This window comes from Sphingomonas sp. 67-41 (genome assembly GCF_001899725.1).
Taxonomy (GTDB): Bacteria; Pseudomonadota; Alphaproteobacteria; order Sphingomonadales; family Sphingomonadaceae; genus Sphingomonas; species Sphingomonas leidyi.
The window spans coordinates 89,476-100,614 of the sequence record NZ_MKWJ01000013.1 but is presented as its reverse complement, the minus strand read 5'-3'; the positions used below and the strand labels follow the sequence as shown (position 1 = coordinate 100,614).

The following is an 11,139-nucleotide window of genomic DNA, read 5'->3' as shown; positions in this document are numbered from 1 at the left end:
GGGCTGGCAACCGCCACGAAATGTCGACTCCCTTGACGCTCCTTGCGGGCGCGCGTCGGGGCGAAATGAAGGGGAATTGGAACACAAAGTGAACATATGAGACGTCGACATGTGTAGGAAAGTGCTGAAATATTGCTATTTAACAACGACTTGATTGGCGGTGGCGGCAGGGTTGCCAATGCGGAACGGCAGGCTAAGCTGGTCGAAAGGGGGGTGTTCATGCTGAAATCGGGTTGGATCGCGCTTGCGGTGATGGCGGCTGTCGTGCCGGCGCATGCCCAGACGGTGCCGCAGGCGCTGGATGCCGAAGCGCTGGACCAGGTCGGGATCGGGCGCTTTGCCGAGCCTTCGGAGCGCGCGTTGCTGCCGGTCCTGGCGACGGCGTTGATGGAGAAGGAATCCAAGGAAAGGCTGGCCGCCCTCGACGCGCTGCTCGCCAAGCTCGATCGGCCGACCCGGTTGCGGGGCATCGTCCAGTCGCTGCGCGGCACAATGCTGCTCGACGAATATCGCCATCCCGAAGCCCTCGCGGCGGTGGAGGAAGCGATCCGGCTCGCGCCCGGCGTGCCGCCGGTCAGGCTCTATGCCGTCCATGTGATGATCTTCGCCGGCGCGCCGCAGCGCGCGGCGGACCTGTGGCTTGCCATGAGCCGCGAATATCCCGCGATCGCGGCCGGGCTTGGCGGCTATGAATTGGATACGCTGCGCGACCGGCTGCGGGATATCGGCGACAACAAGCGGGCCGACGCGCTCTCCGCACGGATCGCGGAGGTGGGGGTGGTCACCCATTCCGGGCCGCGAGCCTCGGACGGCGCGCTGGCGCAGATCCGGCTCCGGATGGTCGAGGGGAAGATCGCGGAAGCGGCGGCGCTCGTCCCGGCCGTGCTGGTGACGCGCGACCTTGCGCAGCTCTATCTCGATCGCCGCTACGAGAAGCTGTGGCCGGCGATTGCCCGCTGGGGCGGCCAGGACCTCGGGCTTAGCCAGAAGCTCTATCTCGAGGCGCTGCGCCGCGATTGGCATGCGAGCAACACGCTGGAGGGCGCGACCGACTATGCCCGGGCGCTGAACGGAATGCGCGCCTATGCGGCGGTGACCCAGCTCTTCCTGCCGCTGCTGGCGCCCGAGGCGCTGAAACTAGACAATGACGGGGCGGAATATCTCGCGCCGCCCGTGGCGCGGGCGATGCTGGGGCAGGGCAAGGCCGAACCGGCCATCGCCCTGCTCAAGCGCGTCGATGCGACCTTCACGGAAGATACTGCGCAGAAGCTGAACCTGAGCGGCAACCTGGCGGAGACCTATCTCGCGATCGGCCGCTATGCCGAGGCGAGCGCCACCGCGAGCGAATGGCTGGTGATCGCGCAGCGCATGGGCGCGGAGATCAACAAGGCGGCGTTGATCGGCGTGCAGGCGATACGCGCCTGCGCGCTGATCCGCGGCGGCAAGGCGGATCAGGCCGGAGGCGATGTGGCCGATGTGCTGATATCGCGCACAGGGCTGCCCGATCCGGCAATGGACATCTATGCGTGCCGCGACAATTTCGCCGGCGGCAAGGCGCTGATGATCGAGAGCCTGAACGACGAACACCGGCGCGGCTGGGCGTTGCGCTGGCTCCAGCCGAGCGGGGTCAATCTCCCGTTCGAGGAATCGCGCCGTTCGGACCGTTCCCAGAAGCGGATCGCCGCCGATCCCGATGTGCGCGCCGCGGCGGAGAAGGTCGGCCGGATCCTGCCCATGACGGTGATCGAGCGCCTGCCCGACGGTTTCGACCCCATGGCGCCCGCCGATCTCCACGCACCGGATCAGGAGGCGCCTCCGGTGAGTTGAGGCTTGATCATGCATATGCATCATGCATACACATGATGCATATGCATGATGATTCACTCCCTTCCGTCTGCGCCTGCACGATGCTGCGCAAGGCCGCGCGCATTACCGGCCGCCTCTATGATTCCGCGCTGGCCGCGCACGGGATGACGACTGCGCAATTCGCGATCCTGCGGCACGTCGCTCGGGGCGAGCCGCTGGCGTTGAGCCGCCTGGCGGAGCAGCTCGAGATGGATCGCAGCTCGCTCTACCGCGCGCTTGCGCCGATCGAGAAGCGCGGCTGGGTGGGCGTGACTGCCGGGGCCGGCCGCAGCAAATGCGCATCGCTGAGTGCGGCAGGCAGAGAGGCGCTGCACGCTGCCGAGCCCGATTGGGCAGCGATGCAGCGGCGGGTGGAGGCGGAGGCGGGCCCGGCGCTATGGCGGGAGCTCAAGGCTGGAATCAAGGGCTTCACGCAAAGCCTCGAGCGCGCGGGAGGCCGGGCATGATCGCGCTGCTTTCCCGCCTGCCGGTGGGCGCGCGCGGCTATGCCGGCATCGTCGCCGCGATCACGTTCGTCGCACTGCTCGTCTCGGCCGGCCTGCGCTCCGCGCCGGGCGTGATGATGCTGCCGCTGGAGCAGCATTTCGGCTGGGACCGCGCGACCATCTCGGCCGCCGCGGCGATCGGCATCTTCCTCTACGGGCTGGTCGGCCCGTTCGCCGCCGCGCTGATGCTGACGATGGGGATCAGGCGGACGATGCTGGGCGGGCTGGTGCTGATGTCGGTGGCCACCTTCTCGAGCCTGTGGATGTCCGAGCCCTGGCAATATGTGCTGAGCTGGGGCGTGTTCTCGGGCGTGGGCAGCGGTGCGGTCGCCTCGGTGCTCGGCGCGGCGGTGGTCAATCGCTGGTTCGCGACGCGCCAGGGGCTGGTGATGGGCATGCTGACCGCGAGCACCGCGACCGGTGCGCTCGTCTTCCTGCCGTTGCTCGCCTGGCTGGCCGAGGGCGGGGCGTGGCGGCCAGTGGCGCTGGCGGTTTCGATCGCCAGCGCGGCGGTGATCCCGCTGGTGCTGCTGTTCGTGCCCGAGCATCCGCAGCAGCTGGGCGTGCGCCGCTTCGGCGAGACCGAGGCGAGCATGCCGCCGCCCCCGCTCAAACAGGCGGCGACGCCGGCGCTGGCCTTCACCGCGCTGTTCCGCGCTTCGAAGAGCATGACCTTCTGGCTGTTGTTCGGAACCTTTTTCGTCTGCGGGCTTACCACCAACGGGCTGGTGGGCACCCATCTGATCGCCTTTTGCGGCGATCATGGCATCGCGCCGGTGCAGGCCGCCGGGCTGCTCAGCCTGATGGGGCTGTTCGACCTGATCGGCACCACGGCATCGGGCTGGCTGACCGATCGCTATGATCCGCGCAAGCTGCTGTTCGTCTATTACGGGTTGCGCGGCCTTTCGTTGCTGGCGCTGCCGTTCCTAGATTTCAGCGCCTCCAGCCTGCTCCTGTTCGCGATCTTCTACGGGCTCGACTGGATCGCCACCGTGCCGCCCACGGTAAAGCTCGCCAATGTCCATTTCGGCGAGCGCGATGCGCCGATCGTGTTCGGCTGGGTGATGGTGGGGCACCAGATCGGCGCGGCGACCGCGGCGTTCGGTGCGGGGGCGGTGCGCGCCTGGACGGGAACCTACACGCCGGCTTTCCTGGTGGCGGGCGCCTTCGGACTGGTCGCGGCGGTGGCGATCCTGGCGGCGCGGGCGGAGAAGGCGCCGCGGCCGGCGCTGGCCTAGGCTGCCCGCAGCGTCTCTAGGAAGCTGCGCATCTCGCCGAGCAGGCGGCGGGCCTGGTTGACCAGCTCGTCGGTGGCGGCGTCCATCTCGGCGGCGGTGCGCGCGGCTTCGCCCGTGGCGCTCTCGGCGCCCGCCGCGCCGGCCTGGAGATCGGCGGTGAGTGTCGCGGCCGTGCCCGCATAGGCCTGGATCGAGCGGATCACCTCGCCCTGATGCCGTACCGCATGACCCACCGCTCCACCGACTTCGCCGATCCGGTCGAAGCTGTCGCGCATATCGCCGACGATGGCGGTAGTGGCATGGACCGCGCCGGTCATCCGGGCGAGCTGGGCGCGGATGTCGTCGGTGGCGTGCGCCGTCTGGGCGGCGAGGCTCTTCACTTCCTGCGCGACGATCGCGAAGCCGCGGCCGGCCTCGCCGGCGCGTGCCGCCTCGATGCTGGCGTTGAGCGCGAGCAGATTGGTGCGTGCCGCGATCTCGGCGATCATGTCGGCGATGGTGCCCACGCTGGCACTGTGCTCGACCAGCGTGGCGAAGCGGGTATCGGCCGAGCGGGAAAGGCCATAGAGGTGCGCGGTGGTCTCGCTCTGGGCGTCGAGGCTGGCTTCGACCGCGGCAAGCGAGCGTCCGAGATTGGCCGATTCCTCGAGCAATGTCGCGGCGCCGGTGTCCGCGCGGGCGGCGCGATCGGCGACGCCGCGAATCTCGTCGCGCGTGGCGGCGGCAGTGCCGACCAGGCCGCCGGCGGAGGTGCGGGTCTGTTCGGCCGCGGCGGCGAGTTCGCTGATCGCCGCGACGAACTGGCGCTCGAACCGGTCGGCGATGCGGGCGATCTCGGCGCGGCGGTCGCGCTCGGCATCGAGCTGGGCGCGGTGGCGCGCTTCGGCGGCCTGGGCGACCTGTTGCAGCTCGTCGCGCTGGGCCGCGGCGCGCAGCAGGTCGCGCTCGCCGGCGGCGCGGGCGAGCGCCTCGCCCTGCGCGAACTGCTCGCCGACCAGCGCGGCCTGGCCCATCACCGTGCGGGCGAGCAGGGCGACGAAGACGGCGAGGAAGAGGAACACGCCCGCCGGGATGTTGGCGAAGATGGCATAGAGCGCGCAGATCACCACGGCGATGCCGAGCCAGGCAAGGCTGGCGGGCGGCAGCGGGGCATAGCGCAGCGCGCCGATCGCGACGACGCCGGCAATGGCGGTGGTGGTGACGATCAGTTCCTGGTCGGTCGCGCCCAGGCCGATCGTGGCGAGAAACAGGAACCAGCCGAACGCGGAAGCGGCGGCCTCGATCACCGCGGCACGCAGAGTTGCGGCGGGATCGTCGACGCGCCAGTCGCGGCGCTTGCCGTCACGCCAGCGGACAAGGACCGCGGTGCCGATCGCGAGGTGCAGCGCCAGGGCGGCGATGTGCCAGGACCAGAAGCCCTCGGCGTGGATCGTCAGCGCCAGCGCGATGCTGACGAAGACGCTGGCGGCATAGGAGACGGGATAGCCGCGCTGGATGGCGACGGCATGGGCGCGCATCAGCAGCGGCGGGAGCGCCGCCCATCTGTCCCAGATCGCCCGCCGCAGGGCGTGTGCGCTCGCCTCTCCCATTCGGCACCGATTAGCTCAGCATGGTTACCATGGCGTTTACAGTCGCAGGTGGATGCCGCGGCGGTGGAGCGGGATCAGCAGCGCCAGCACGAGCAGCAACGCCGCCAGCGCGAAGAGGAACGAGGCGAGGAGGAGATTGCCGGGGAGGAGCGCGGCGAGCGCATTCCACGCCCAGGCCTGGAATCCCGTGCGCATCGCGGCGAGCGAAAGCAGCAGCGAGAGCAGATAGCCGAGGATAGCGTTCATCCCCAGTACGTCGAGCGGCCACAAGACCTTGCGGACCGCTGCGCTGCGCGCGGCGAGGATGCAGCCGGTGAACAGGATCGCTGACAGGCCCGAGGTGAGCAGCGCGAAGCTGCTGGTCCACAGCTTCTTGTTGAGGGGAAGCCAGGGTGCGAGCAGGAGGCCGAGCGCGGCGAGGGCGATGCCGGCGAGCAGGATGCGCATCGTCGCGCGTTCGGGCGCCGCCTTCCAGAGCAGGGCGGCGAGCGCGCCGAGCAGGACGTTGACCAGCGCGGGGAGGGTGGAGAGCAGCCCCTCGGGATCATAGACGATATTGCCCGCCGCATCGGTGCCGAGGCGGTACATATGGTGCGTGGTCACCGCGATCCGGTCGACATAGCCGGCGAGGTTGCCGGCGGGGCTGAGATCTCCCGCGCCGTGCTCGGGCACGGGCACGAAGGCCAGCAGCGCCCAATAGCCGAGCAGCAGCACGACGCTGGCGATGCCGAGCGCGGGGGCGCTGAGATGCGCGCGCCCGTCCGCGTCGCGCCGGGCAGTGAGGATCGCCAGCGCGGCGGCGAGGCCGTAGCAGAGGCCCAGGCGGGGCAGGACGCCGAAGACGCGGAAATCCGCCAGGCCGGGGCGGGCAAGCATCTGCCACGCCCAGCCGATCAGGATCAGCAGTAGCGCGCGCCGGACGACACGGCCCCAGAGCCGGGCATCGGCCCTGCGGGGGAAGGACAGGCCCAGCGCCACGCCCATCGCGCAGAGAAAGGCGGGGAAGACGAGGTCCGTGGGCGTGAATCCGTGCCACTCGGCATGGTCGAGCGGCCACCAGACATGCGCCCAGCTGGCCGGCGTATTGACGAGGATCATGAAAGCTACCGTCAGCCCACGGAACAGGTCGAGCCCGCCGAGCCGTGCGCCTGCCTCCATCCTGCCTTCGGTCATCGCGTCCCTCCCGGCCGCACCATGGATCGGTTGGGTCGCCCGGTCAAAGCGCCGCGCTTGCAGCGGAAACGGGGTGTGTTAGTGATCTAGCACGATAATGTGGGAGACGGGCATGGGCGGAGTGAGGATCGGCCGGCGGGGCGTGCTCGCGGCAGCGGTGGCGGCGCCGGTCGCGGCGATGGCCAAGACGGCGCCGGCCAGGCTCACTGTCGGCGACCGGCTGGCGCGCTTCGACCTGCTTCGCCCCGGTGCGCGCAGCTATCTCCGTTCGTCCGAGAAGGACGGCGCACATGTCGCGCGCGACATCTGGCGGCGGGAAGTGCGGTTCGAGACGATCGACGGCGTGCGGAAGCTGCGCATCGTGCAGCGCTGGGACGGGACGGGGGCGAAGCCCTCGCTGGTCACCCGCGATTCGGTGTTCGAACCGGGGACCTGGCGGCCGTCCAGCCATCTGCGCGTCACGACGGTGGACGACAGGAAGACGGTGGAGGGTTTCCTGTTCGCGCCCGACAGGATCACCGGCCTGCCGGGCGTGGCGGACAACAGCCGCGCCGATTTCAATGTCGCTTTCCCGGAACCCATGTTCAACTTCGAGACCGACATGGAGATGCTCGGCACGTTGCCGCTGGCGCCGGGCTATCAGGTGTCGATCCCCTTCTACCATCCGGCCGGCGGTCCGCCGGCGCGCTACTTGTGGACGGTGACCGGCGACGAGAAGCTGGCCGGGCTCGACGGGCGGCCGATCGACTGCTGGATCGTCGAATGCGACTATAACAGCGGCAAGGACCCGTCGCGCTTCTGGTACGCCAAGCGCACGCAGCAGTTCATCAAGCTGGAGGCGAAGGCGCCGGACGGATCGCTGTTCCGCAAGACGCTGTTGTTCTGAACGGAGGCGTCTACGCCTTCACATACACCCAGGCCGTCGCGCCGCTCGCGAGCGGCGCCTCGACCCGGACATAGTTCTCGCTCTCATACACGTCCGCCGCGGCCAGTTCCCCGAGCGTCAGGCGGAAGACCTTGCCGGGAATGGGCGGGGCATCGGCGTCGGGAACCAGGGCCAGATGCACCGCGATGCCGCTGGCTTCCAGCACGTCCGGGTCGCGGATGGTGATCTCGATCTGCCCATAGCCGTGGAGAACATCGTCCTCCCCTTCGAGCAGGCGGCCGAACTGGCTGAGTTGCACGCTCGCCAGCTGGAGCGTGCCATAGGAGAAGAGCAGTGCGCTCCCGCTCATCCGGCGACGCCGCTCACCCGATCGCTTCGAGCACCGCGGCGCGCAGCTCGGGAATGCCCATGCCCTTCTCGCTCGACGTCGCGATGATGTCCGGATGCGCGGCGGGCCGCTTGCGGGCCTCCGCCTCGGTGCGTTCGCGGACTTCGACGAGTTCGGTCGCCTTGATCTTGTCCGTCTTGGTGAGGACGATGCGGTAGCTCACCGCGGCGCCGTCGAGCATGTCGAGTATCTCGCGATCGACTTCCTTGATCCCGTGGCGCGCGTCGATCAGCACCAGCCCGCGCTTCAGCGCCTGGCGGCCGCGCAGATAGTCGTTCACCAGATAGCGCCATTTGCGGACCATGTCCTTGGGCGCCTTGGCGAAGCCATAGCCGGGCATGTCGACGAGGCGGAAGCGCAGCGGCTCGCCCACGTCGAAGAAGTTCAGCTCCTGGGTGCGGCCCGGCGTGTTCGAGGTGCGCGCCAGGGCGTTGCGCCCGGTCAGCGCGTTGAGCAGCGACGACTTGCCCACGTTCGAGCGCCCCGCGAACGCGACCTCGGGCACTTCCTGGCCGGGCAGGAAGGCGAGCGTCGGCGCGGACTTCAGGAATGTGACCGGGCCGGCGAAGGTCTTTCGCGCAGCCTCGATCATATCTTCGTCGAACCCGCTCACTTCGCTGGGGATTCCTTCTTCACCGGCTGTTTCAGCACCGGGTGGCGCGAATAGAGCCATTGCTGCTGCAGGATGGTGATCACGTTGGAGGTGATCCAGTAGACCTGCAGGCCCACCGCGAACGGCGCCATCAGGAACATCAGCATCCACGGCATGATCGCGAAGACCTGCTTCTGGATCTCGTCCATCGGCGCCGGGTTGAACTTCATCTGGAAGTACATCGACACGCCCAGCAGCACCGGGATCACGCCGATCGCCAGGAAGGAAGGCGGCGTGAAGTGGAGATAGCCGAACAGGTTGATGATCGTCGCGGAATCGGGCGCCGAAAGGTCGCGGATCCACAGCACGAAGGGCTGGTGGCGCATTTCGATCGTGAGCAGCAGCACCTTGTACAGCGCGAACATGATCGGGATCTGGAGCAGGATCGGGAGGCAGCCCGCCAGCGGGTTCACCTTCTCTTCCTTGTAGAGCTTCATGATCTCCTGCTGCTGGCGCTGCTTGTCGTCCTTGTAGCGTTCCTGCAGCGCCTTCATCTTCGGCTGGATGACGCGCATGCGGGCCATCGATTCGAACTGCTTGTGCGCGATCGGGAAGAGCAGGCCGCGGATGGTGATCGTCAGCAGGATGATCGCCACGCCGAAATTGCCGACCAGGCGGAACAGCATGTCGAGATAATAGAAGATCGGCTGCTCGATCACGCCGAACCAGCCCCAGTCGATCGCATAGCTGAACCGGGTGATGCCGAGCTTTTCCTGATAGGAATCGAGGAGCTTCACTTCCTTCGCGCCGGCGAAGAAGCGGCTGGAATAGCTGGTCTGCTTGCCCGGCGCGATGACGAGCGGCTGATCGAGCTGATAGTCGGCCTGATAGGCCTTGCTGGGGTTCTGGCGCTGGCCGAAGGTGACGCCCAGCCGCTGATCGGGGATCAGCGTGGTCAGCCAATAATGGTCGGTGAAGCCGGCCCAGCCGCCCTTGGTCCTGAATTCCTTGGGCGTGCCCTCGACATCGGCCCAGCCGAGATAATGGGCTTCGTCCGCGGTGGCGGCGATCGGGCCGACGCGGGCGGCCCATTGGCCGGCGTCCTTCGAACGCTCGGCGCGCGAGACCGAGGCATAGGGCGTGACCGAGACCGGCGCCTGGCCGAGATTCGCGACCGTCTGGCGGATCGTGAACATGTAATCCTGGTCGACCGCGAGATCGATGCGGAAGGTCTGGCCGGTGGCGGTCCTGGCCGTCAGCGTCACCGGGGTGGTCGGCGTCAGCCGGGTGCCGCTCGCCTGCCACACGGTATTCGCGTTGGGCGCCTGCACGCCCGCCCCCGACCAGCCGAACTCGGCGAAATAGGCGCCCTGCGTGCCATTGGGCGAGAGCAGGTGGATCGGCGGCGAGTTCTTCGCGGTGGTCTCGTCATATTTGACGAGGACGAGATCGTCGATCCGCGCGCCCTTGAGGTTGATCGAGCCCTTGAGCGAAGGCGTTTCGATTGCGACGCGCGGGCTCTCGGCCAGCACGACGGCGCGGTCGCGCAGCGCCGCGGGGGCATCCGCGGTCGGCAGCGCCTTGGCCACTTGCTTGCCGTTCACCATCTGGGTGGCGGCCGGCTGCTGCGGGAAGAACCAGTGCATGGCATAGGGCCATGCGAACAGCAGCAGCCCCGCGATCACCGCGAACAGCAGGAAATTCTTCTGATCGTCCTTCACGTAACCGATTCCCCGGAAAAACTTATGGCACTGGGTCGTAGCCGTGCCCGCCCCATGGGTGGCAGCGGGCGATCCGCCGGATGGCGAGCCAGCTGCCTTTGACAGCCCCATAGCGGCGAAGCGCCTCGATTGCATAGGCCGAACAGCTGGGCTGGTAGCGGCAGCTGGGCGGAAGCACCGCCGACGGGCCGATCTGCCACGCGCGGGCGAGCAGGATGAGCAGCCTGGCCATCATGCCGATTCCCCAGGATGACGGACAAGGGCGCAGCTCACCGCCTTATCTTCCCCAAGGCCTTGACCAGCTCGGCCCTGAGATCCTCGAACGGGCGCTCGATGCCGCCATTGCGGCCGATCAGCACATGGTCGGCGCCGGGCAGGCCGGCTTCGGGCAGCACTTCGCGGGCGAGCGCCCGGAACCGGCGCTTCATCCGGTTGCGGATCACCGCGTTGCCGACTTTCTTGGATACGGTAATGCCGACCCGCATGACCGGATCGGCATCGTTGCGCGCATGGACGATCAGGACAAAGCCGGGCATGGGCGCCCGCTTGCCCGCGTTCGCCGCGAGATAGTCCTTGCGCTGCGTGAGCCGGCCAAGGCTCACCGCCGCACCGTCGGCGATTACGCCGACAGCTTGTTGCGGCCGCGGGCGCGGCGGGCACGGATCACGTTGCGGCCGCCCGGGGTCGCCATGCGGCTGCGGAAGCCGTGCCGGCGCGCACGCACCAGGTTGCTCGGCTGAAAGGTCCGCTTCATCGCTCATCCTCAAGTATCTAGAACGTAAAAGGGCCACCACAGGGGCGGCCGCGTGTCGGGTGCCCATAGTGGGGAGATCCGGCCGAGTCAACGCGTTCCATTCCGCAAACCGGGCAGTTCGGCCTCCGCACGCGCGATTTCCGCCGCCCCTTCGCGCAGGCGGCGCCTGCGGGCGCTGCGGCGGCGGAGCGCCATGTCGGCATAATGGCCGAATCGCGGCCAGCGCCGCTTGGCGCGACAGAAGGCCCGCTGCGCCCAGGCCGAGGTCCGCAGCACGAGGACGAGCCCGGCGGCGAAGACGAAGATCCCGCCCGGACCCGGGAGGATGCCGACCAGCGGCGAGACGGCGATCACCAGCACCCCCGCGACGAACAGGGCGGTGCGGACGATCGGGCTGCGCGCGCTTGCCATGCGATCGAAATGGGGAGTGTGTATTGCCTATGCAAG

General features: G+C 68.4%; 13 protein-coding genes. 4 read left to right on the top strand and 9 right to left on the bottom strand.

Annotated elements, in window-relative coordinates:
• Positions 1 to 219: 219 nt before the first annotated feature.
• From BGP17_RS07465 to BGP17_RS07455, 3 genes are read left to right on the top strand one after another with little or no spacing between them, the layout of a single operon-like run.
• Positions 220 to 1,827, top strand: a complete 1,608-nt coding sequence (locus tag BGP17_RS07465; RefSeq protein ID WP_286711533.1) for a hypothetical protein — start codon at positions 220 to 222, stop codon at positions 1,825 to 1,827.
• Positions 1,828 to 1,868: 41 nt separating this feature from the next.
• Positions 1,869 to 2,312 carry a MarR family winged helix-turn-helix transcriptional regulator gene (locus BGP17_RS07460; protein ID WP_286711532.1) on the top strand — a complete coding sequence of 148 codons (444 nt, stop codon included), beginning with the start codon at positions 1,869 to 1,871 and terminating at the stop codon, positions 2,310 to 2,312.
• Complete coding sequence (locus BGP17_RS07455) at positions 2,309 to 3,589, top strand: MFS transporter (RefSeq protein ID WP_167298161.1); 1,281 nt, start codon at positions 2,309 to 2,311, stop codon at positions 3,587 to 3,589. The genes BGP17_RS07460 and BGP17_RS07455 overlap by 4 nt, the downstream gene beginning before the upstream one ends.
• Here the strand turns inward: BGP17_RS07455 and BGP17_RS07450 are convergent.
• Complete coding sequence (locus BGP17_RS07450; protein ID WP_286711531.1) at positions 3,586 to 5,178, bottom strand: methyl-accepting chemotaxis protein; 1,593 nt, start codon at positions 5,176 to 5,178, stop codon at positions 3,586 to 3,588. The two genes, BGP17_RS07455 and BGP17_RS07450, sit on opposite strands and share 4 nt — an antisense overlap.
• A 36-nt stretch (positions 5,179 to 5,214) precedes the next feature.
• Positions 5,215 to 6,351, bottom strand: coding sequence for an acyltransferase family protein (locus BGP17_RS07445; RefSeq protein ID WP_286711530.1), 1,137 nt, complete (start codon positions 6,349 to 6,351; stop codon positions 5,215 to 5,217).
• A 112-nt stretch (positions 6,352 to 6,463) separates the two neighbouring features.
• Here BGP17_RS07445 and BGP17_RS07440 point away from each other — a divergent pair, with 112 nt between their 5' ends.
• Positions 6,464 to 7,237 carry a DUF3108 domain-containing protein gene (locus tag BGP17_RS07440; protein ID WP_286711529.1) on the top strand — a complete coding sequence of 258 codons (774 nt, stop codon included), beginning with the start codon at positions 6,464 to 6,466 and terminating at the stop codon, positions 7,235 to 7,237.
• Positions 7,238 to 7,247: 10 nt separating this feature from the next.
• On the opposite strand, the gene BGP17_RS07435 is transcribed toward BGP17_RS07440, so the two are convergent.
• From BGP17_RS07435 to BGP17_RS07405, 7 genes are all read right to left on the bottom strand, one after another.
• Positions 7,248 to 7,586, bottom strand: coding sequence for a gamma-glutamylcyclotransferase family protein (locus BGP17_RS07435; RefSeq protein WP_286711528.1), 339 nt, complete (start codon positions 7,584 to 7,586; stop codon positions 7,248 to 7,250).
• 13 nt (positions 7,587 to 7,599) lie between these two features.
• Positions 7,600 to 8,217, bottom strand: a complete 618-nt coding sequence (gene yihA, locus BGP17_RS07430) for a ribosome biogenesis GTP-binding protein YihA/YsxC (RefSeq protein WP_167299345.1) — start codon at positions 8,215 to 8,217, stop codon at positions 7,600 to 7,602.
• A gap of 17 nt (positions 8,218 to 8,234) precedes the next feature.
• A complete protein-coding gene (gene yidC / locus BGP17_RS07425; protein WP_286711527.1) occupies positions 8,235 to 9,938 on the bottom strand; it encodes a membrane protein insertase YidC in 1,704 nt (567 codons plus the stop codon).
• A gap of 22 nt (positions 9,939 to 9,960) precedes the next feature.
• Positions 9,961 to 10,173 (bottom strand): membrane protein insertion efficiency factor YidD, encoded by a 213-nt coding sequence (yidD, locus tag BGP17_RS07420; RefSeq protein WP_137863464.1) that lies wholly within the window; start codon positions 10,171 to 10,173, stop codon positions 9,961 to 9,963.
• A gap of 34 nt (positions 10,174 to 10,207) precedes the next feature.
• Positions 10,208 to 10,540, bottom strand: a complete 333-nt coding sequence (gene rnpA / locus BGP17_RS07415) for a ribonuclease P protein component (protein WP_286711526.1) — start codon at positions 10,538 to 10,540, stop codon at positions 10,208 to 10,210.
• Between the two features lie 17 nt (positions 10,541 to 10,557).
• Complete coding sequence (rpmH, locus tag BGP17_RS07410; protein WP_086128886.1) at positions 10,558 to 10,692, bottom strand: 50S ribosomal protein L34; 135 nt, start codon at positions 10,690 to 10,692, stop codon at positions 10,558 to 10,560.
• An 87-nt stretch (positions 10,693 to 10,779) separates the two neighbouring features.
• Positions 10,780 to 11,103: a hypothetical protein gene (locus tag BGP17_RS07405; RefSeq protein WP_286711525.1), complete on the bottom strand. Its 324-nt coding sequence runs from the start codon at positions 11,101 to 11,103 to the stop codon at positions 10,780 to 10,782.
• Positions 11,104 to 11,139 lie beyond the last annotated feature (36 nt).